General features: G+C 60.9%; 26 protein-coding genes. 3 read left to right on the top strand and 23 right to left on the bottom strand.

Annotation, left to right across the window (positions count from 1 at the left end; translation table 11 throughout):
- Positions 1-2: 2 nt before the first annotated feature.
- The 23 genes from FHS64_RS08330 to FHS64_RS08440 all read right to left on the bottom strand — a co-directional run bounded on the left by FHS64_RS08330 (position 3) and on the right by FHS64_RS08440 (position 16,767).
- Positions 3-2,564, bottom strand: coding sequence for a phage tail tape measure protein (locus FHS64_RS08330; protein WP_167177587.1), 2,562 nt, complete (start codon positions 2,562-2,564; stop codon positions 3-5).
- Between the two features lie 8 nt (positions 2,565-2,572).
- Positions 2,573-2,728, bottom strand: coding sequence for a GpE family phage tail protein (locus tag FHS64_RS08335; protein WP_208380700.1), 156 nt, complete (start codon positions 2,726-2,728; stop codon positions 2,573-2,575).
- Positions 2,725-3,051 (bottom strand): phage tail assembly protein, encoded by a 327-nt coding sequence (locus FHS64_RS08340; protein WP_167177589.1) that lies wholly within the window; start codon positions 3,049-3,051, stop codon positions 2,725-2,727. The genes FHS64_RS08335 and FHS64_RS08340 overlap by 4 nt, the downstream gene beginning before the upstream one ends.
- Positions 3,052-3,092: 41 nt before the next feature.
- Positions 3,093-3,605, bottom strand: a complete 513-nt coding sequence (locus tag FHS64_RS08345; RefSeq protein ID WP_167177591.1) for a phage major tail tube protein — start codon at positions 3,603-3,605, stop codon at positions 3,093-3,095.
- A 63-nt stretch (positions 3,606-3,668) separates the two neighbouring features.
- Complete coding sequence (locus FHS64_RS08350) at positions 3,669-4,853, bottom strand: phage tail sheath subtilisin-like domain-containing protein (protein WP_167177593.1); 1,185 nt, start codon at positions 4,851-4,853, stop codon at positions 3,669-3,671.
- Positions 4,854-4,872: 19 nt separating this feature from the next.
- Positions 4,873-5,223, bottom strand: a complete 351-nt coding sequence (locus FHS64_RS08355) for a GPW/gp25 family protein (protein WP_167177595.1) — start codon at positions 5,221-5,223, stop codon at positions 4,873-4,875.
- Positions 5,220-5,798: a phage baseplate assembly protein V gene (locus tag FHS64_RS08360; RefSeq protein WP_167177597.1), complete on the bottom strand. Its 579-nt coding sequence runs from the start codon at positions 5,796-5,798 to the stop codon at positions 5,220-5,222. The genes FHS64_RS08355 and FHS64_RS08360 overlap by 4 nt, the downstream gene beginning before the upstream one ends.
- An 86-nt stretch (positions 5,799-5,884) precedes the next feature.
- Positions 5,885-6,322: a phage tail assembly chaperone gene (locus FHS64_RS08365; protein WP_167177599.1), complete on the bottom strand. Its 438-nt coding sequence runs from the start codon at positions 6,320-6,322 to the stop codon at positions 5,885-5,887.
- Positions 6,323-6,348: 26 nt separating this feature from the next.
- Complete coding sequence (locus FHS64_RS08370; RefSeq protein WP_167177601.1) at positions 6,349-8,439, bottom strand: gp53-like domain-containing protein; 2,091 nt, start codon at positions 8,437-8,439, stop codon at positions 6,349-6,351.
- 3 nt (positions 8,440-8,442) lie between these two features.
- Complete coding sequence (locus FHS64_RS08375) at positions 8,443-9,009, bottom strand: phage tail protein I (protein ID WP_167177603.1); 567 nt, start codon at positions 9,007-9,009, stop codon at positions 8,443-8,445.
- Entirely contained in the window at positions 9,006-9,920 is a 915-nt protein-coding gene (locus tag FHS64_RS08380) for a baseplate assembly protein (protein ID WP_167177605.1), read from the bottom strand. Before FHS64_RS08380 ends, FHS64_RS08375 begins: the two co-directional genes overlap by 4 nt.
- Before the next feature lie 81 nt (positions 9,921-10,001).
- Positions 10,002-10,691, bottom strand: coding sequence for a phage virion morphogenesis protein (locus tag FHS64_RS08385; protein WP_167177606.1), 690 nt, complete (start codon positions 10,689-10,691; stop codon positions 10,002-10,004).
- Between the two features lie 87 nt (positions 10,692-10,778).
- Complete coding sequence (locus tag FHS64_RS08390; protein WP_167177608.1) at positions 10,779-11,267, bottom strand: phage tail protein; 489 nt, start codon at positions 11,265-11,267, stop codon at positions 10,779-10,781.
- Entirely contained in the window at positions 11,267-11,485 is a 219-nt protein-coding gene (locus FHS64_RS08395) for a hypothetical protein (protein WP_167176309.1), read from the bottom strand. The genes FHS64_RS08390 and FHS64_RS08395 overlap by 1 nt, the downstream gene beginning before the upstream one ends.
- On the bottom strand, positions 11,454-11,924 hold the full coding sequence (locus FHS64_RS08400; RefSeq protein WP_167177610.1) for a hypothetical protein: 471 nt from the start codon (positions 11,922-11,924) through the stop codon (positions 11,454-11,456). The genes FHS64_RS08395 and FHS64_RS08400 overlap by 32 nt, the downstream gene beginning before the upstream one ends.
- A complete protein-coding gene (locus FHS64_RS08405; RefSeq protein WP_167177612.1) occupies positions 11,921-12,304 on the bottom strand; it encodes a M15 family metallopeptidase in 384 nt (127 codons plus the stop codon). Before FHS64_RS08405 ends, FHS64_RS08400 begins: the two co-directional genes overlap by 4 nt.
- The gene (locus FHS64_RS08410; protein WP_167177614.1) at positions 12,301-12,540 is read right to left on the bottom strand and encodes a hypothetical protein; all 240 of its coding nucleotides are present in this window, start codon (positions 12,538-12,540) and stop codon (positions 12,301-12,303) included. The genes FHS64_RS08405 and FHS64_RS08410 overlap by 4 nt, the downstream gene beginning before the upstream one ends.
- Positions 12,537-12,776, bottom strand: a complete 240-nt coding sequence (locus tag FHS64_RS08415; protein WP_167177616.1) for a hypothetical protein — start codon at positions 12,774-12,776, stop codon at positions 12,537-12,539. The genes FHS64_RS08410 and FHS64_RS08415 overlap by 4 nt, the downstream gene beginning before the upstream one ends.
- A 4-nt stretch (positions 12,777-12,780) precedes the next feature.
- Positions 12,781-12,999, bottom strand: a complete 219-nt coding sequence (locus FHS64_RS08420) for a tail protein X (protein ID WP_343795020.1) — start codon at positions 12,997-12,999, stop codon at positions 12,781-12,783.
- Positions 12,999-13,487, bottom strand: a complete 489-nt coding sequence (locus FHS64_RS08425; protein ID WP_167177617.1) for a head completion/stabilization protein — start codon at positions 13,485-13,487, stop codon at positions 12,999-13,001. Before FHS64_RS08425 ends, FHS64_RS08420 begins: the two co-directional genes overlap by 1 nt.
- Positions 13,488-13,687: 200 nt before the next feature.
- On the bottom strand, positions 13,688-14,713 hold the full coding sequence (gene gpM / locus FHS64_RS08430) for a phage terminase small subunit (RefSeq protein WP_167177619.1): 1,026 nt from the start codon (positions 14,711-14,713) through the stop codon (positions 13,688-13,690).
- Positions 14,714-14,758: 45 nt separating this feature from the next.
- Positions 14,759-15,787: a phage major capsid protein, P2 family gene (locus FHS64_RS08435; protein ID WP_167177621.1), complete on the bottom strand. Its 1,029-nt coding sequence runs from the start codon at positions 15,785-15,787 to the stop codon at positions 14,759-14,761.
- Positions 15,788-15,846: 59 nt separating this feature from the next.
- A complete protein-coding gene (locus FHS64_RS08440) occupies positions 15,847-16,767 on the bottom strand; it encodes a GPO family capsid scaffolding protein (protein ID WP_167177623.1) in 921 nt (306 codons plus the stop codon).
- A 163-nt stretch (positions 16,768-16,930) separates the two neighbouring features.
- On the opposite strand from FHS64_RS08440, the gene FHS64_RS08445 reads away from it, so the two are divergent.
- The 3 genes from FHS64_RS08445 to FHS64_RS08455 all read left to right on the top strand — a co-directional run bounded on the left by FHS64_RS08445 (position 16,931) and on the right by FHS64_RS08455 (position 20,845).
- Entirely contained in the window at positions 16,931-18,844 is a 1,914-nt protein-coding gene (locus tag FHS64_RS08445) for a terminase large subunit domain-containing protein (RefSeq protein ID WP_243862866.1), read from the top strand.
- On the top strand, positions 18,837-19,865 hold the full coding sequence (locus FHS64_RS08450) for a phage portal protein (protein WP_167177625.1): 1,029 nt from the start codon (positions 18,837-18,839) through the stop codon (positions 19,863-19,865). Before FHS64_RS08445 ends, FHS64_RS08450 begins: the two co-directional genes overlap by 8 nt.
- Positions 19,866-20,041: 176 nt before the next feature.
- Positions 20,042-20,845, top strand: a complete 804-nt coding sequence (locus FHS64_RS08455; RefSeq protein ID WP_167177627.1) for a DNA adenine methylase — start codon at positions 20,042-20,044, stop codon at positions 20,843-20,845.
- The last annotated feature ends 35 nt before the right edge of the window (positions 20,846-20,880 follow it).

The following is a 20,880-nucleotide window of genomic DNA, read 5'->3' on the forward strand; positions in this document are numbered from 1 at the left end:
GATTAGTCGAAGCCCTCTGGATCATCACCGAGTGTGGACAGATCAGGACTTTCGAGCATGGCCTTGATCCGGCGTGCAATCGCGGCCTCGTCCTGACCCGGTTGGGCATAGACGTTGATGACTACCTGACCGATCGATGGCCTTGTCTGGTTCTGACTGGCGACCGACTGAACCGGCGGTGCAATGCGCGGGCCGTTATCGAACGACATCGATGGCGATGCACCGGCCCCAACGGCAAGGGCGGCGGTCATGCCGGCACCGACACGCGCTACGGCGCTGACGGCACTGCCGCTGGAACGGTTCAGGCCCTGGGCCAGACCCGCCACAGTTTCATCGCCCAGTCCGGCGAAGACACGGCTGGGCGATCTGATGCCCAGCTTGTTCTTCAGGCCGGTGACCAGTTTGCCGCCTAGATTAGCGATCGTTGAAAGCACGTTGGGCAGCCCGCCCATCAGGCCGTTGATCAGGCCTTTGATCAAATCGCCACCGATGGATTTGAACCGCTCGCCCAGACCCGACAGGGCGGGCCAGACCTTCTGGAAGGCCTGTATCAAGATGCCGACCGGCGAGAAGTTCATGAAGACGAAGATCAGGGCCTGAATGGCCGCGCTGCCGATCTCTTTGATCTTGGTCCAGACACCGGCGAACCAAGGGCCAATCGTGCCCCAGTTTTTATAGATCAGGAACACGCCACCTGCGAGCAGGGCGACAGCGGCCACAATGGCCAGAACGATCCATGTCATAGGGTTGGCCAGCAAGGCGGCTGTCCATGCCCATGTGGTACCGATCATGCCGGTCAGGCCCGCGATAACAGGGGCGAACAGGGCGCTGGATCCAGCCAGCGCGAACTGGAGGAGGGCAAATGGGCCAAGCACGGCGGCGACGGCCAGTGCCAGACCGCCAAAGATCAGAAGAGCGCCAGCCACAATGGCGAGCAGGGTGCCGGCAACCTTGATGACATTGGGATGGGCGTCGGCAAAATTGGTGAAGCGTTCAGAGGCATCGCGAACCTGAATTGCCACTTCGCGGATGACGGGCAGGAAGTTTGTGCCCGCCGTAATAGCCACGCCCTTAATGCCTTCCTTGGCTTGATCCATGGCCCCTTTTGTACCGGACATGCGGTTGGCGAACTCGACGGCCATCGAGCCTGAGGTCTTGCTACTGTCGGCCACGGCATCAAGATTGGTTTTGAGAACGTCCAGCTGTGACAACATGGGCGCGATAGCCGCCACGGATTCAGAACCGAACAGCTGTGTCAGGGTTGATGCCTGCTCATCCGCAGACAGTTTGCTGACCCGCTCAAGGACATCGACAATGGTGCCTCCGGCATCGGCCTGCATGGCCTTGGCTACGGCACCGGCTTCCAGTCCCAGCGCCTTGTAGGCAGTTACCTGTGCCTTGGTGGCGGCCTTGCCCTTGGTCAGGGCCAGCATGGTGTTCTTGATGCCGGTAGCGGCAACTTCTTCGGCCACACCCATGCCAACAATCGTTGCCCCGAGCGCTGCCGTTTCGCGAGCGGCCAAGCCGGCCACACCACCCAGAGGGCCGACGCGCGTAACAACATCGGAAATGGCCAAGGCCGTGGCGTTGCCGTTATCACCCAGATAGTTGATTTCGTCGGCCAGACCACGCACGGCATCCTGGTTCATGCCAAAGGCCGTGCGCCATGTGGCCATTTTCTGACCGGCATCCTCGGCTGTGGTTCCGAAAGCTACGCCCATCTGGCCGGCATCCTGAGCGAAGCCTTTCAGCTCCGCGCGGGGGATTTTGGCCTGACCCGCAGCAGCTACAATTTGTGAAACACCTTCTGCTGGCAGGGCCAGATCACGCGATAATTGCAGAACATCACGGTTCATCTGCCGGAACTGAAGGGGTGTTTCGAAGTCCACCACCTTTTTGACGTCCAGCATGGCGTCCTGAAAATTGATCGCCGCTCCGGACGCCGCGACAAGAGGCGCTGCCGCGGCCATGCCCGCGCCGATCGAAGATGCACCCGCTCCTGCAGCTGTGCCTGCAAAGGACTGGATGTTGTCATAACGGGTTCGCGCGCCTGCCATTTGAGCTTTGCGCTGGTTCAGAACTTCAAGCTTCTTGCGCTGGGCCTCCATCGCGTCGGTGGCAGATCGTGTTTCCCGGGCAAGTTTAGCTTCTGATCCACTGAGGTTTTTGGTCGATAGACCGGCAGCGGATAGCTTGCTCCGCAAATCCTGAAGCGTTCGAACCTGAGATTGTTCAGCTTGCTGAAGCTGATTGACCTTATGTCGGGCTATTTCCAATGCGCGACTGAGCTGTTTGGTCGGACTGCCTGCAGCGGCATGTGCCTTTGCCAGTCTCGCTGCCTCTGTGCGGGCGGACGTTAATGCCTCTCGTGTCTCGCCTAGCTTGCCATTCAGCTTGCGATAATCAGCAATGTTCGAGGCTGATTTTCTGAGGTCATTAACGCGTTCGCGCGCGGCGCGCAGGGCCTTGGATGTCGCGTCAGTATCGTTGCGCACGCCCTTTAGGAACTTCGTGGCATTGCCCGTAGCGTTCAGGATCATTTGCAGGCGAAGATTACGCGACATCGTAAGGCTTAGCGTCCCTTGGTTTTGTCTGAGGCGTGCATCTGTTTCCAGCGCTCGACGGCCTGATCGCGGCAGTCGAGGATTTCGGAAACTGTCATCTCGGCCATTTCCGACAGCGGCCAGTGGAACACGGCAGCGATGTCGAAAAAGGCGTCATCGATCATTCGAGGCCAGCTTCGACCTTCTGTTTCTTCTGCAACAAAAAAGCAGCGATCTCTCCGGCAATGGCGGTGCAGTCTTCACCTTCCATGTCGAGGAATTCCTGAGCCGTGATGACCGGCGAGGAGATACGCGGCACCACCTTGGACGCCGCCACCAGATCGAGGTTGAGCAGATCGACCACCTTGGCTCCGCGCAGGGCACCGCCCTTGGGCTTGCGCAGGACGACAGCGTGAAAAACCTGATCGCCACGTTTCAACGGCGTATCCAGATCAACCGAGACGGTTTCGCGGGCATTGTTTTCAGTGACTTCGGCTTGATCGTTCATTGTAAAGGTTCGCTATATGGGGGAAGAGAAAGAAGGGGCGTTCAGGCGAAGCCGAGAATCCGGCGCTCTTCGGCCATGCGATCGACGCCGTGGACGATGAAGACCTTGTTCAGGACATCGATCTCGAACTCGACGCGGCCATTGCGAACCTGTTTGTAATAGGAACAGGTGGTCTTGTAGGTGACCTCGGTGTCGCCACCGACCTCGTCGCCGCCGGCATCAATGGCGTAGGTACGGCCACGAACGGTGATCTCGACAGCAACGTAGCGGCCCTCGGCAGCTTCCTGATAGGCACCGGTGAAACGCAGCTGGGTGGCGTCGATGGCATGTTCGGCAAAGGTGGCATTGAGGGCCGGGATTTCGCCGCCATAGGTGTGCTCGACTTCCAGAGCCTGAAGGCCGGTGAAGATTTTGACAGGGGCGATCATGCCACCGCCGCGCCAGTCCTCACCTTCCATTTCCAGAGGCGGACGGGTGAAGGTTTTGCATTCACCCATAAAGCTTTCGCCGTTGCCGTGGACCACCATGTCCTTGAGTTTGGGTGGCAGGTTCATCGTAGCGTTTCCTAAAGAATATCAGTCTTCAATCTCGAAGACCTGAGAAAGAAGGTGATCTGATCAAGCGGCGAGAGCGTTGAAGTCGGCGTAGAATTCGTCGGTGATCTGACTTTCGACCGACAGGTCTTCCAGCGGCGCGCAGGGCGTGAAGCGGTAGCCAATGCGCAGCTTGCCGTCTGCCAGCTGGTCCGGTGTGTTGGCGTCGGTCAGGAAGGCTTCGGCACCGATGATCTGCCCAGCAGACTTCAAGCGGCGGAACAGGGCGTTGATGCTTTCGACAATGTCGCGCGCCAGAGCTGGTGTCAGGTGGCGGTCGATATAGGGGAAGACGCCCTCGGCAATGGTGTCGCGCAATACCTGATTGGTGCGCACAGTGCTTTCAAAGGCAAAGCGGGTATCGGTGGCGCAGCCACGGTTGCCCCAGAACCGGAAGCCATCGCGACGGATCAGGCAGGTGATGTCGGCACCGTTCAACAGGCCGGCCTCGGTGTCCTCGTCCTGCAAGTCCCAGCTGACCGGCGTATCCAGACCGACAACGCCATGAACCGGCACGTTGGAAATGGTCTTATGGAAGCCGATCTCCTGATCGATGCGGGCGCGAAGGCCCACGGCCACGGCGGTGGCATAGGTCGGTTCGATCGCCTTGCTAACCGGATCGGCGGCGGTGAAGCTGCCAAAGATCAGGAACAGTTCGCGATGGGTGAAGTTGGCGCGGTAGGCAGTGGCGGCCGTCACGGTGCGGACGGGACCGGCCTCGTAATAGGCGACAGCATTCAGGCGAGAAGCCACAAGACCCAGCGCCTCGCCCACGGCCTGATCGGTTACGCCCGGTACAGCAAGAATACGAGGGCGCAGACCGGTGATGCTCTGGCTGTCCAGAAGGGCCTGCATACCGGTGCGTGAACCTGCGGCACCGTCGCCGATGATGTTGGCGCGCAGACTGGTTGCGATATCCTCTTCGTTACCGCCTTCACCTTCGGCCACGCGAACGACGACGCCAACGGCATTGACCTGATCGCCAATGGCGCGCAGCGATTTGGCAAGGGTGCCTTCTGCGCCTGCGGCCTGAATGGCGGCCCCGATGTCGGTGACGATGACGGGTGTATCCAGCGGGAAGACTTTGTCGTCAGCGGCAGAAGCCGTCGCAACCAGTCCCCAGATGGCTGTTGCAGCCACTTGAAGGGTGAGCGCGCCAGTCGTGACTTCGATGATTTTAACGCCATGACGGCGCGGGGCGAGGGCCATGGGAGATGTCCTTGAAAGATCAGATGAGGGAAAGGGGCAGGGACTGGATGATGCGTCGCGGACGGGGCAGGTCGGTGCGCACAAGATCCAGTTTCAGGCAGGCCGAATGGTCGTCGATTTCGAGACGAACGGATTTGATGCGGGCGCGGCGCGACCAGAGCATCAGAGACATGGCTGTGGCTCCGTAGAGCTTGAGCCGTGTCTGTTCGTTCATCGGCTGATCGATCAGTTCGGGAATGTAGGAGCCATATTCGCGGCGCATGACGCGCGAACCGATGGGGGTGGTCAGGATGTCGGCCACCGACCGGCGGATATAGTCGTCGTCCAGTTCGGAGACGGCGCGCCCTGTCACAGGTGAAAGGCCGCTCATTGCGGGCCACCCGATACTGCCGATCCCGATGCTACGCCTGTATGTTTGTGGCTCTTCAAGCTCTTGCCGGCACCGATCACATCTTGTTGGCCGGTGAGTGTGCCTGTGCCGGTCAGATCGCCTTCAAGGCTGACATTGCCGGTGATGGTCACATCGGCCTCGATGGAAAGGCCATCAGGCACAACCAGCGCCGCCTTGCCGATGAGTTCAAAGCGCAGTTCGCTGGCATCAGGATCATAGGATAGAAGGCTGCCATCCTTGAAGCGGATGGCGACCTTTGCGCCCATAAATAGCGGGGCCATCTGCGATGATGGCAGGCTGCTGCTGATATAGGCGCGCTCGATGTCGCCTTCAGGACAGATGATAATAACTGGCTGGCCGACCGTGGGCGGGTTCCAGATGGTGGTGTCACCGACGGACATGGACCAGTCGCACGGCGGTGTGAGGATATCGCCCAGCCGGACAATGGCCTTGCCCGCATCCAGATCGACGCTTTCAACCACGCCGTCGCGAACCAGATCGGCTAGGGCACGATTGGTTTCAGCGGAGGTCGAGGTGCGGGGGTTTCGGGACATGGGCCAAGGATGGCCCAGCGCCTGTCATCACTCCCGCGCGTGTTGTTGTCAGGTCCACCCGGCACAACAAGAGCTGACGCTTTAAGCTATGCCCCGGTGGCCAAGAGTTCGGCGGGCAGGGTCGGCCAGACGATATCGGTCGGGAAGCCGTCCTGTTCAGGAACGTCGCGCAGATCCTGCACATACTGGTGAACCAGCAGATAGTCCTCGTCGGTCAGGGTGGTGGTGAGCTGTAGCGACAGCTCACCCCTGTGCCGTTCGATCAACCACTGGACCGCTGCGATATCGGCATCGCGTCGTTGACGGGCCAGAAGGGCCAGCTGCTCGATGTCAGGCCCTGCCGGTTCGGTCGTGACCGGATAGCCATCGGCATCGATATCGAGAACGCGGCCTTCGGAAAGCTCGCCCAGCAGGCGGGCGTGATCGCCCATGCTGATCAGAACGATGTCCGAAGGCAGATCATGCGGCCACGAGGCGGGATCATAGAATGCGCGGGTTGAACCGCTAAATGCGAGTTGGGGCATGGTGTCAGACTCGTTGTCGGATTTTGTCAGGGAATAATGTCAGGCGGCACCACGCCGCCACCGCCACCGCCACCGCCACCGCCGGTGCTGTAAGCTGGATTGGGGTTGCCCTTGGCCAGGCCGATGGCCATCCACTCGAAGCCCTGCATGGCAGGGGAGCTGTCATTGGCCTTGTTGGCGTAGAAGGTGATCCGGTCCAGCCACTTGCCGTGGACCTGCATGTACCAGTCGTATTGGACCACAGCCGACGGGTTGCGGGCATTGGCCAGCGCCACCAGACAACCGCCGCCAAAGGCCACTGGAAGGGTGGCGTGTTGCACACCTTCGGTCATGCTGGCGATGTTTACACCCCACTGGATGATCAAGTCGGTGCCGGGGATTTGGATATAGCCACTCGGCCCTATGGACTTGGCAAAAGACCAAAGACCGGCAGGCGTCATCGACCGGCTGGCATCGGTTCCGGCTTGGGTCTGGGCGTTGGTGGCCAGCAGGGCCAGACCGCGTACCGAGGTGGTGGCATTGGGCGCGGGCGGGATAGCGGCGATGGCGTTTGCGACATCAGTTGTGCTGGCAAGTTTGATCCACGGTCGCCAAACTCCGCCATTTCTACGTCTGGCCCAAATACCATCAACCTGAATTCCCATGGCTAACTGTGCAATGTTGTTGGCATCATAGGGGATACCCAGAACCTGCAACCAGTTGCTTACGGGGGTATTGGCAGTGGTCGAAATCGTCCTGCACGATTCAAATTCATTTAGCCCGATGTTGTCGGCATCATTGCTGGGAGCTACGCTAGGTGACGCTGTAAACAGCCCCTTGGCCGAAATACGTTCAATCGTCGCATAGAGTGATGGATCGAAGTTTCCGCTGGTCCAATGTTCTACCCAAGGGCTGAAGCTTCCTGCCAGAAATGGCCGTGACCAGAACCGACCGCTTGATCGTCCGTGGTAGGTTTGTAAACCCGTATCGGTGCTTGGGTTGTAAACCAGCAGCGTGCCGCCATCATTGGCAATGGGGTAGCCATCAGCAGTCTGGGCATTCGCATTGGTGGCCTGACGATAGGCCCCCGGCACAAGTGTGTTGTTCGGCGTATTTACCGATCCAAGCGAACCGCGCATCAGCAGCGAAGCGACTGCATCGGCTTTGTTTGACAAGGCCACGGCCAGCCCCGTGATCTTCTCCATACCCAATGCGGGAATGCGCCCAACAGCAAGCACACCTTGCTTGATGTCGTCGGCGTGGTGCTGGTGAGCCAGAGCAGCTTTTGAGGCCAGAGCATTGGCCAACCCACTGATCTTCTCCATGCCGAGCGCAGGGATTCGAGCAACGGCAAGCACACCTTGCGTGATGTCGTCGGCGTGGTGCTGGTGAGCCAGAGCAGCTTTATCGGCTAGCGCGTCAATCAGGCCTGTGATCTGAGCCATGGTGTGCGAGTGGACCGTGGCAGCCTTGCCTGCGAGGGCATTGGCCAGACCGGTGATCTTCTCCATACCCAGCGCCGGTATACGTCCAACATTGAAGATGCCCGAGGTGGTGTCTGAAGCGTCGTGTTTGTGGCCGATCAAGGCAAAACCAGACAGGGCCGCAAGCGCTCGCTTCAGCAGACGAGGTGTGATGTAGCGCCAGTTGTCGTTGCCGGCGTCGGCTTCGGCATCGGTGGCCACCTCGGTGATGCCGGCGATGGTTTCGCTGGCCGGTGGCAGGGTAAATCCGACAGGGCCGAACTGCACCTGTGTGGTCGACAGAGCCACCAGCTTGGCATCCACTGCCAGCAGCAACATAGCTGCGGCGGATTTTTCGATGATGGTGGCAGTCTGGCTATAGACCGCAAACAGAACGCCGGTGGAGGTGTAGAGGCCAAAGGCCCTCATTGCATAGGCGTCGTTGCTTTCGTCACGGATCGTGACGTGCAACGTGTCATCGGCCACCACATCGCCCGCCATGGTGTCGAGGCGTTTGCGTTCATTGGGCAAGGCCGTCAGAGCGGCCAGATTGCCGGTAACGTGCTGGGTAGAAACCCCGACACGCGACAACACAAAAGCATTGGTGCCAGTGTTCTGGGCATTGATCAGGGCCGCGCGCCCCGCATTGGTGATGGTGATAGTGAACCCGGACATGGGTCAGGCAGCCTCGGACAGTTGCAAACGGCGGTGGATGACGGGGCGGGCCGCTGCGATCAGGCCGATCCCGCCACTGGCCTGAAGCCCTTGGGTGACGGTGAACCATGATCGGGCGGGCTTGGTGCGGGCGACCTCTTCGATCACCTCTTCGATAAATTGTTGCGTGGCGGTCTGGCCGTCCTCGCTGGTGACCGTCAGCACCATGTCAAAGGTGTGCGGCTGCCCCGGAGGATCCATCTGCCACCATTCGCGCAGGGCGATCTGGCCGCCAAAGGCCTGAACCACGGCGCGCACTGATGCCGCCGAACCTTTCCGTCGGTGCAGCTCGATCGAGTTGGCAATGAGGTTGCGTTTGATCCTGACGGACCATGACGGGTTCCAGCTGTCGACCGAACGGGTAAAGGCCAGCCATGGCAGGAAACGCGGCGGACAGGTCTCGACATTGACTAGATCGCGCAGGTCGACCGGCATCAGGTCCAGCCGGCGGCCCAAGGCCTCAAGCGCCCGTTCAAACTGGGTGGCATTAGGAGGCAGCAGCGAGGTGGTATCGGCGGCGCGCAAACTCATTCGGCCAGCCCGTCATAGGCGAGGATGATACCCGTGCAGCGGGCGGCTTGTAGCGGGGAAACGACGATTGAGGCAGCGGGCTGCTGAAGGTCCACATCCTGTACGCCGTCCGGACAGAGGGCAGCAGTCAGGGCGGCGCGGGTGATGTCGCGTCCCAAGCGATAGGAACGGGCCAGATAGTCATCCAGCCGGCGGCGGGCCTCGGCCATCACCACATCGCTATCGGGGCCGGCAAAGGTTTTGATACGGGCCTGAACCTTGAAGGTCAGGATTTCAGCCGACTGGACGATGACGTGATCGGTCAGGGGTCTAACATCGTCATCGGACACTACGGCCTTGACGCGATCCAGAAGGGACTGGTCGGCCGTCCCGTTGCCGTTGCGCGACAAGACGGTGACCAGAACATCACCCGCCTGCGGGCTGACACACGAAGCATCGAGAACCAGAGGCGAGGCCTCGCGGGCGAACTTCACATAGGCACCGGCGGGACCGGCGACCGAAAAACCTTCAGGCCCCATCATGGCCCGTTCGCGTAAGGAGTCATCGCTTTCCATCACGGCAGGGGTGCCGTTGATCGGATCCGCGGGCGTGATCTCCATACGCAAGGCAAAGGGGGCCGCTACAACATCGAGATCGGCACCGATGGCATAGGGCAGGGTCATGGCCTTGGCGGCATCATTGATGCGCTGGCGCAGGTTCAGTTCGCGATAGGCGAACGCATGGATCAGCTTGACCAGTACTTCGCTGTCGTCCTGAAGCACCGGTGCGGTTTCAGGAGCGAGGGCAATCAGGTCGGCTTTCAGGCCCGCGACAATGTCTTCGAAGCTCAGGGTTTCGATAACGGCTGGAAACGGAAGCCGTGACAGATCAACGGCGGTCGTGCCGCCAGCGGGGCCGGAATATTGGGTCATGCCTGGATAGGGCCGTGTGCGGCCTATCCGGGCGAGGATGCGGTGTTGTCAGGTCCACCCGGCACAACAAGGGAGGCGGGCTTAGAGCCGCCCTTCCATGTGGGCATAGACGAGTTCCATGGCGGCTTCGTCGTCGGCCTGACTGAAGCCCAACAGCTCGCGCTGGGGATATTGCGTTTCGGGACCGTCAGGCACCACGCGGTCCTTCAGACCGAAATGGTGGATGCGGGCGAGGCGGCTGGCCCGGCTGGTGAACTCGACATAGGCCTCGTCCATGGTTGAACCGGCCTTCATGTGTTTGGCGGTGCGTAGGCCGGTGAACATGGTCTGTGCCTTGCGCCGGACGCTGCCTTTGCGGGCTTTTATTGCGCCCGCTATTGGGCCGGGATCGGCACCGCCTTCGGCTGGCAGGTGGCGGGCAATTCGGTCGGCGCGGAATGTACGAAGGCCCTCGGCCTCGCGGTCAAAGCCGGTGAGCATGTTGCCCTTGCGCACCCAGCTGCGCATATCGACCAGTCGTTCGTCTCCGCTGCCCTTGCGATAGAGGAAGCGGATGGCGCGACTGGCAGGCTTTTGATCCTTGCGGGGTTTACGCTTGGGCCATGGTGAGCCGTCGGGGGCCTTCTGGGCGCGGATACGCTGTTGCTGGGAACGACGAAGCTGAAAGGCCAGACTGCGGGTCAGGCGACGGCGCTCGGCATCTTCAAGTCGTTCCAGATATTGCGAGACAGCCTCGCGATAGATCAGCAGGTCATCAGCACGATCTGCCATTGTTTTTGCCCTATCTCAGCCGACGCGGTCGGCTGCTACTTGAGGGCATGTATGTTTGCCCAAACGCTTCGCCATGTGGGGGCATGGTCAATCCACATCGTGATCGCAGCGCGCGATCAACTCGTCGTCCAGATATACCCTGTGCAGCGGGGCGGACTGTTCCAACGCGAACGGAACCGGCTCTTCTGGACGGGTCATGTCGTGACCGCCATCGGGACGCAGTTTAAGTGCTACGGCTTCATTCAAAGGAATGCGGATCATGATGTCGGCCTTGCCGTCATCGAGCAGCTCGACCTCCCATTCTATACCGCCATTATCGGCGGTCAGGGAAAGCAGTTCTGATTGCCAGCGTGCCACCCATGCCATCAGGGGCACTGTGATTTCATCCAGCGACCAGGCGCAATCCAGAATGGCCATGACCAAGGTGTAGCGATACTCGAAGCCATGTCCGATGCGGGCCGTTCCGATCAAGCTGCCAGACGGAATGGCAAAATGCATATCGGCAGGGTTCTGGCCGATGCCGCGATGCGACAGGGCCGCCGTCATGTGGTCCTTCAGGCTATTCAACTTGCGCATTATTCTTGCCCTAACGCATCCGACGCGGTCGGCTGCTGCTTGAGGGCTAGTTTGGAAAACTTCATCAGATCAGACTGCTGACCGAGCAAGGTGTCCACGGCCAGTTGGCGGGCGGCATCGCAGGCGACAAGGGCGGCACCTCTCTGGACCAGCAAGGTTTCCAGATCGCCTGTGGTGACTAGGCCTTCAGGAAGGCGTGGCAGGTGGCACGGCTGCATGGCCTGTTGCGGGATCGGTCTTAGCGGTGGGCTGACGGCAGATGGCGGGCCGGAGCTGGCACAGGCTGTCATCAGCAAGGCGCAAGCGATCAAGGCGGGCAGGGTCAACGGGCGAGTTTGCATCGGGGGCCTCGGCGGCAGCGGTGGCGGACTGGAAGGCGATCTGTTCGGCGGCGCGGATCTGGATGGTGACCTGTTCGACCCGGCGCAGGGTATCGACGGCCCCCTCGGCCTCGATGCGTCTGGCGCTGGCGTCTTGGCGGGCCGTATCGACAGACTGTTCGGCGCGGGTCAGGCGCTTGGCCATCAGGTCGAAGGGATCGAAGCGAAAGCCCAGCCCGTCCAGCACCACATAGACGGCCAGCACGGCCAGAAGACCGACGATCAAAGACACGGCGATGCCGACCGGCGTGCGGAAATTGAAGGTTCGGCCCGTCATGGATAGGCCTTGCGGTCGAGTTCGAAGTGCGGGCCGTCACGCAGGCGCGGCCAGTCGCCACCCCAGATGATGGGGGTGTTCAGTTCCTTGGCAGCCTGTTTGAAGGCGGCGGCGATTTTGGGATAAAGCGGCCAGTCCCAACGCACCGTGCCATCCACCCATGCGGCGATATCGACGGCGTGGCCGGTCAGATGGCGGCTGTTCTGGGTGCGGCTGGCACCGGCCTTGACCAGCTCCTTTTGGCGAGCAGGCGTGCGCAGGCCTTCGGTGATGGTGAAGTCGATGCCGGTGATCTGGATGGCGCGTTCGACCACGGCCACCAGATCAGGGTGTACGCCCTTCATCCGGTCGCGCGATCGTTGGCTGAGACGATAGGTCATAGCTTGTTTCCTCTCCATGCGCGGACAAGCGCGATGATGTGTTCGGCGGTCGGGCCGATCAGGTAGAAGGCGATGAGGGAGCCGAGCAGCAGGATCAGGCGTTCGGAGATCGAGCGCAGATCACCTTCGGGCAGGCGGGCAATCAGGCTGTGCAACTGGAACAGAATCCAGATCGTCACGCCCCAAGTGAACAGGCGTCGCCAGAACCATTGGGCTTCGGGCAGGGGCTGGCTCATCGACCCTGATCCTTTTCCAACTGGCCGCGTATCCATGCGATATCGCCCTGAATGTGAGAGACGCGCTCTTCCATGCGGGCAAAGTCACCGCGTGTGATGGGGGCGACCGTGGCCTCCATGGCTTCGACGCGGCTGAACAATCCGCCGATAGCGATGGCCACGATGAGGATTTGCACCCCGACCGCGAAGCACAGCTGAAGCAGGCTGATTGTGATGGTGAAAGGGGACTTGTTCACGTCATCAGCTCCATAGCTGGACCATGGGGACGGGGGCTGTGCGGGTGGCATCGGCAGGAACGAGGACGCTTTGGCCGTGGCGCAGGAAGCAACCCTGATCGGCAAGGCCGGGGTTCAGGTTCAAAACCTGCTCGACCACAGGTGCCGCGCGGCCAAGCGTTCGCCAGACCAGCTGGTCGACGGTTTCGCCCTCGATGGCGGTAACAGGCAGGGTGCGGGTCATCAGATGACCTCGGCGATGATGCGAGGGCGGCCCAGAAAATCGCGGACGGCATAGGTGACGTTGCGGCGATGGACATCGATGTCGGCGGACAGTTCCTCGACACGCTCCATGCCGGCCGTACGGGCCGATTGGCCCATCTGGCGATCGGCAAGGTCGGCGGCGATGACGGAATGCACGGCGCGCGCCCAGCGGATCACATAGTCGCTGATGTCATCAACCTGATGGCGGGCTGGCACATTGGCGAGCGTAAGGTGACCGGCGCGGGTTTGTTCATGCCGCCAGCCTTCCAGTTCGACCATGATGTCCAGCACCGCATTGCGGGCGACATCGCGTAGGCGCTCGACCGTTACGACCTGATCGACACGCAGGGATTTTCGCAGCTGGTCGAGATCGATGTCCGGCCAGAACGGGCCACAGACGATGATGCCACCTTCTGGGGTTTGTCCGGATGCGGGAATAATCGGCGTGGGGTTGAAGGGACCGGTCATGGCTGGCTTTCTTTTGGAAGCCCTATCGCTCGTGACGCGGTCACTCGCTGCTTGAGGGCGGCCTTACTGAGTTTAGGAGCCTGCCGGCCCTTCGTTGCTTTGCCAGTCCGGATACGGGGTGGGGGGCTGGACGGACGATGCAGACGGGCGAACCCGCTGATGTCGGTCCAGCCCCGCCCCGAGCGCCGGGGGGCGAGGTCTTAGGCGTCTTTCGACGCCGTGCTTTCGGTCGAAGTGTTGTCAGAAGTGTCGGTTTTGGTTGCCCCATCGGTCGAAACCGTTGCGCTATCTTCCGTAACCGTTGCGCTTTCTGGAGATTCCATTGCGGCCTTGGTCAAGGCGCGTTGCAGGCGCTCGATGTCTTTCTTGACGCCGACGCGCGGGCATTTTTCGATGGCGGCCAGATACTCGCGCAGGGCGGTTTCCTGACGGGCCTTCAGATCGGCGGCGTCTTCCTCGTTGGCCTCGGCCAGCACCGCACGACCCATGGCCTTGTGCAGCTTGGCTTCGACCTCGTCGTGAAGATCGACATCGTGATCTGCGACCAGATCCTGAAGCATGGGCAGGACAGCCGCATCGAAACCCGCATCCTTGGCCAGTCCCAGATCATAGAGACGGATGGCCTCTTCGCAGATCTGGTCGATGGCAAAGGTGATAGGGTCGCGGTTGAACTGTGCCGGCATATCCAGACCATGGATCATGGTGTGTTCCAGCATCGGCAGGGCGGTCATGTAGTCGCCCACATCGATCGTCCACGCCATGATGGTGGTGAAAACCTGATCGAGCGGGCCACGTTCACCCTGCCCAGCGGCCAGCACGCCATCGCACCAACCCTTATAGGCGGGCAGCATCAGGCGCTTGGCCTCGACCTTGCGATCGGTGGCCTTGATGTCCTTCAGGCGGCGACGGTCGTCTTCCAGCTGGATGACGATCTTGGCCACATCCGGCGACAGGCTGATGTCGTCCATAAGCGAGGCATCGGCAGACAGGCCGGAAGCGGCCAGTACCGCACCGGCACCGGAGGCGACCAGATAGGCCTTGCGGCGTGCCGCTGGTGACGTGTGACCCGGTTGGGGAGGCGGGACAGGTTTTTCCGCCCTGATGACCGGAGCGGTCATCAGGGGGCGGCGACGGTTCAGAATGGCGGCCTTGGCCTTGGCATCAGCTTCGGCCTTGTCGCGGGCCTTGGCTTCGGCTTTGGCCTTGGCGTGTTCGGCGGGGGTCATGATCGATTATCCGCTAGAGTTCAGGGATGCGGGCGAGGAGGGCGATCAGCCCTCCTGCACCTCGATCTTTTCGATCAGCAGGGCGAAGTCGTAGTTTTCGACGACATAGGCCTCGTTGACCGACTCGAACGTCTCGACGCGGTTGCGCTTGGCATTGTCGACGATGGTCTTGCGCCGGGTGTTTTCCTGTTCGTAGATCGACAGGTTATCCAGACGGGTGATCAGGATGGTGCCCGCCGGGAAGAACGGCACCTGAGCGACCTGTTTGCCGCCTAGCGTCTTCTTCGACATCAGGATATCGGCAGCGATCTTCTCGGTCGGCTTGTCCTCGCCGTCGACCATCGGGAAGTATTTCTCGTGCAGCAGACCGGCACCGACGATGCACACCAGTTCGGTGTCGCCCTGTACCCATTCGGGCATGAATTTAGCGATGGCGTCATAAACGAGGGCGTCGAGGTTGCGATAGTCGCCGCCGGTCGGCTTGACGATGATCTTGCCGGCCTCAGCCGTGCCTTCGTCAAAGACATGGGTCGGGCGGTTCAGACGGATCTGTTCCAGCCAGCCGATATTGACGTCCTGCAGCAGCGAATAGGTCGCGCGGTCGGTCTGTTTTTCAGCGGTCAGACCGTTCCAGCCGATCATGATGCGGTCGCGGGCCTGTTGCTGGGTGACCTGATTGCGCAGACGGGTCTGGAAGTCCTTGAACTTGGCCCACAGGTCCAGCTTGGCATAGGTGACGTGGGTGTCCGAGTTGGTCTGTTTGCACTCGTAACGGTCGGCATCCAGCGTGGTCGGGTCTTGGGTGTCGCGGTCCTTGACGTCCGTATCGGTACGACCGGCCAGCGTGCCGGCAATGCCGAGGCCCAGCTTTTCGCCCGAGGCCTCATCGACCGGCACGATGTTAATCTGGCCGAGGAAGGCCGAGCTTTCGCGCTGTTTGTCGATCAGGATTTGCTGGACAGAAGGGTCAACGGTGAACTGTTTTTCACGGATGACGGTGTTTTCGTCGACGTTGTTCAGCTCGGCCTGACGCGACAGCCAGGTGGTGTAGAGCAAGCGGGTTTTGGTTTTCATCGGGACGTGTTCCGGAAAGGGAGAAGCTGTTCAGGCGTGAAGGGGTGAGACCGGGCGGATCAGCAGTCGGTCAGTTCGAGACCGTCGCCGCCGGCATGCAGGGGGCGTGTGCGGTATCCATTCTCGGGCGTGTTTTCGAGGTCGGTTTTCAGCGCGTTGAACTGGGTTTCCAGACGCGCGAAGCGGGCATTGGTGTCCTGCTGGCCATCCGTGATGACCTTGCCGATCTGGGTGCTGAAATCCTTCAGGGCCGATGCCAGTTGGACATTGTCGCCGGAGGCTTGGGCAGGCGTCTGGGTAGAGGCCTGAATCGATGCCGGTTGAGCAACCGTGGTGTTGGCAGGCGCATCGCCACCCAAGCCCAGAGCGCGGGCAAAGGCATTGGCGATCTTGTCGAGTGCGGTTTCGGTCGGTTCTGACGCCTGTTCCAGTTCGAAGCTGGTTTCTTCAAGGGCACTGAAGATGCAGGTCGGATGCTTTTTACGGCTGTCCAGTTCGGCCTTCAGGGTTTTGGCAAAGCCATTGGAGCCGCTGTGCGAGAATTGCAGGGCTTCGGTGCCGAGCGAGGCCGGGCTGTCGGTGACAGCCAGACCCATCAGATAGGCCTTGCCGGTGTTGGAGAAGTTCGGCTCGATCTCGATCGAGGTGAAGATCTTCTGACGGGCCTTGTTGAAGGTGACCAGTTCGTCGGTCGGATCGATCTGGGCATAGAGGGCCAGACGTTTTTCGTCCTTGCCGTCGATGCGGATGGTGTCTTCCTGAACGCGAGCGGCCAGAACATCGCCATAGGCCTTGAACGGGCCATCGCCGGTATAGCCGCGGATATGTTCCATATTCACGCGGGCGGCATAGGTTTCGCGATCATACGAAGCGGCGGCCTGTTCCAGCCATGCGCGCTCGATCGTGCGACCGTCCGAAGCGGTGGCACCCTCGACGGCAACGCGGAAGAAGCGGGACTTGTTGGCGGTCTTGTCGGCCATGGCGGTTCTGTTCGGTCCTGAGTGGGCGCACCGTTCGGGCGCATTGGAGACCGACAGATCACCGCTGTGGCGGGTCACTTCTCAAGGTGCCGATGTTGTCAGGTCCACCCGGCACAACAGCAGACGGTGAGGGTGGACAAGACGCGCGGCTAGCGTCCGCGCCATGAGACAAAGGCCGAACAAGAAGGATCTACCCAAGCCGGGATCATCGGATGATCTGGGGGCTATTCTGTCGTCTTGCGACGGGTTCGGCTTTCCGGTCGCGGCCATGCTGGATGAGCGGCAGGCGGCCAAGTATCTGTACTGGGCCAAGTGGCGGCTGACCGATATTGCCCAGTTGCTTGGGCTGCCTGAAGGCACGGTGGCCAGCTGGAAATCCCGCGAGAAGTGGGAAGAGGCCGACTTCCTGACCAAGATGGCTGGGGTCACCGAGGCGCGATATGTCGCCCTGACCATGAAGGCCCAGAAGACGGGTCTGGATTTCAAGGAAATCGACCTGTTGGGTCGGCAGGCCGAGCGGTTTGCCCGCATCCGTCGCTATCAGCAGCCGGACGGCCATGAAGGCGATCTGAACCCCAAGGTTGGCAACCGCAACGCCAATCCAAAGAAGAAGCCGGCGCGCAACCGGATCACGCCCGATCAGGTGCAGATCCTGAAGGATGCGCTGCTGAAGCAGCTGTTCGGTTATCAGGAGCTGTGGTGGTCAAAGCGCGAGCTGCGTAATCGCGCCATCCTGAAATCGCGCCAGATCGGGGCGACCTATTATTTCGCGCTGGAAGCCCTGATCGTCGCACTGGAGACGGGCAAGAACCAGATATTCCTGTCGGCATCCAAGAGCCAGGCGCACGTCTTTAAGGGTTATATCCGCGCCTTTGTGATGAAGGAGATCGGGGTCGAGCTGTCGGGCGATCCGATTGTCATCGACCGTGGCGAAGATGAAGACGGCAAGCCGCTGGATCAGCCCGAGCTGATCTTCCTCGGCACCAATGCGCGCACGGCGCAGGGGTATCACGGCGACTTCTATTTCGATGAATTCTTCTGGGTCTTCGGCTTTGACACGCTGAAGAAGGTCGCCAGCGGCATGGCGATGCAGAAGCGGTATCGGAAGACCTATTTCTCGACGCCGTCATCGGTCACGCACGAGGCCTATAAGTTCTGGACCGGCGAGGAGTGGAACCGGCGCAGGCCCAAGGACAAGCGGCAGGAACTGGATGTTTCGTGGGCCGCGTTGCACCATGAAGGCCTGATCGGGCCGGACAAGGTCTGGCGTCACATGGTGACGATCGAGGACGCCGACCGTCTGGGTTGCGATCTGTTCGATCTGGACGAGCTGCGCGACGAATATTCGCCGCCGGAGTTCGACAACCTGCTGATGTGCGGCTTTGTCGATGACACCCTGTCGGTGTTTCCGATGGCGATGCTGGCCCCGTGCATGGTGGACCCGCGCGACGACTGGCACGATGTCGATATCGCCCGCATCATTCTGGGGGCCGGACGGCCTTATCAGGGTGAGGTCTGGCTGTCCTATGACCCGAACGGCGATGGCGAGAATGCCGATGCGGCGGGCCTGATCGTTCTGGCCCCGCCGACCAAGCCCGGTGGCAAGTTCCGTGTGCTGGAACGCAAACAGTTCAAGGGCAGCCGGTTCGATGAGCAGGCTAAGGTCATTGAAAAATATACCAAGCGGTATCGCGTCACCAAGATCGACATCGACAAGACGGGCATCGGTGATGCGGTGTTCCAGCTGGTGCAGACCTTCTTCTCGACCGTGACTGGCCACCAGTACGACGCCTTCCTGAAGACCCAGATGGTCTATAAGGCGCTGGATGTAATCCTGAAGGGGCGTCTGGAGTTTGACGCCGAGATGAAGGATCTGGCCGGCGCGCTGATGTCCATCCGGCGTACCACCACGGCATCGGGCCGCAAGGTCACATACGAGGCCGGCCGCACCAAGACCGCGGGCCATGCCGATCTGGCATGGGCGCTGTTGCAGGCCCTGTTCAACGAACCCATTCAAGCCGCCATCGGAGCCGAGGGCGGGCAGACTTCCACTGTGGAGATTTACGGCGATGACTGATGCCGCAACCTTACCGGCCAAGACCCAAAGCCCCACGGCGTTCGCGCTGGGTGATGCCGAGCCGGTGCTGAACCGTCGCGAGCTGATGGAAGGGCTGGATTGCTGGGAGATACAGGGGCAGGGCGGGCGTTATTATCAGCCGCCCTTGCCGATGGATGTGCTGTCCAAGGCGGGCAATGCCACGTCGCACCACTCAAGCGCCTTTCGGGTGAAGGTGAACCAGCTGATGCGCGACTTCATCCCGCACCCAATGCTGGACCGGACCACGTTCGAGGGCATCGTTCTGGATCACCTTGTGCTGGCCAACTTCTATGTCGAGCGGGTGGATAACCGTCTGGGCCGCCCGATGAAGCTGAAGCGCAGCATGGCGCGATACACGCGGCGCGGGGTCGAAGACGACCGGTTCGCTTTCTTGTCAGGCTGGAACAAGGAACACTGGTTCAAGCCGGGCTCGGTGTTTCAGGGCATCCAGCCGTGGCTGGATCAGGAAATCTATGGCGTGCCGGAATATCTGTCGGCCCTGCAATCGGCCTTCTTGAACGAAGGCGCAACCCTGTTCCGCCGTCGGTATTACATCAACGGCGCGCATGCCGGTTTCATTATGTATGTGGGCGAGGGTGGTCTGACCGAAGGCGATGCAGATGCCCTGCGTCAGGCGATGAAGAACACCAAGGGCGTGGGAAATTTCCGCTCGATGTTTGTTCACCTGCCCAACGGGAAAAAGGACAGCATCCAGTTGCTGCACCCCGGCGAGGCGGCAGCTAAGGACGAGTTCATCGGGGTGAAAAACACCACCCGAGACGACATTCTTGCCGCCCACCGTGTGCCGCCCCAGCTGCTGGGCGTGGTGCCGGCCAATGCGGGCGGGTTCGGCGATGTCGAGAAGGCCGATGCCGTATTTTACCGAAACGAGATCCAGCCGCTGCAGCAGAGGTTCTTGGCCATCAATGATTGGCTAGGCGTGGAGGTGGTGAGGTTTAGAGAGCGTGATCTAAAAGTCTCCGCCCAAACAACAACGTAGACTGGAACTGGTGACGGCGGCCTGAGACAAAGGGCGCGGTCCTTGCCGAAAAGGCGGGGGCCGGGGTGTTGGACCACCCAAGCCGCCGAGCATGCACTCAGCACATAGGGGGATCATGATCCCCGTTTTGCCCCGCCACTGTTCGAACAGCGGGGCCACCTATTGTTGAGTCGCGTATGTTTTCAACGTCTTGTAGCCCTGTCGCCCCTGTTCGCCCGATTGCGCCGTGGATAGGTGGCAAGCGAGGGCTGGCCCGCCGGTTGTGCGCCATGATCGAGGCCACGCCGCATGATCTGTATGCCGAGCCGTTTGTCGGCATGGGCGGGGTGTTTTTCCGCCGTCGTAGCCGCCCCAAGTGCGAAATCATCAATGACTGGTCGGGCGAGCTGGTGAACCTGTTCCGCTGTATGCGGGCGCATGCCGGGCCGCTGGCCGATCTGACGGCGTGGACGTTTTCGTGTCGGGCGGATTTTGACCAGCTGAAGCGGGCCGATACGTCGATGATGACGGACCTTCAGCGGGCGGCGCGGTTCATCCAGCTGCAGAAGATGGCCTTTGGCGGCAAGGTGACGGGTCAGGCTTTCGGCGTGAACAAGGATGGAAAGGCGCGGTATCGGTCCAGTCAGGTGACCGCTGACCTGTTGGCGGCAGGGCGACGTCTGGAAGACGTGACGATCGAAAACCTGGACTGGTCGGCCTTTATCGCCCGCTATGATCGGGAAGGGGCGCTGTTCTATCTGGACCCGCCCTATTTCGGATGCGAGCGCGACTATGGGGACGGGTTCGGGCGCGATCAGTTCACCCGCATGGCCGAGCAGCTGGCGGGCCTGAAGGGACGGTTCATTCTATCGCTGAACGACAGGCCCGAGGTGCGCGAGATCTTTGCGGCCTTCGACATCGAGGCGGTCGGCACCCATTACGGCATTGCCGGTAAGGGGGCGCAGGCGGCGCGAGAAGTGATTATCACTGGCGGCGCATAATAAAAGGCCGGGGCGTTAATGCGCTCCGGCCTTTT

The organism is Brevundimonas terrae (genome assembly GCF_011761985.1).
In the GTDB taxonomy this organism is placed as follows: Bacteria; Pseudomonadota; Alphaproteobacteria; order Caulobacterales; family Caulobacteraceae; genus Brevundimonas; species Brevundimonas terrae.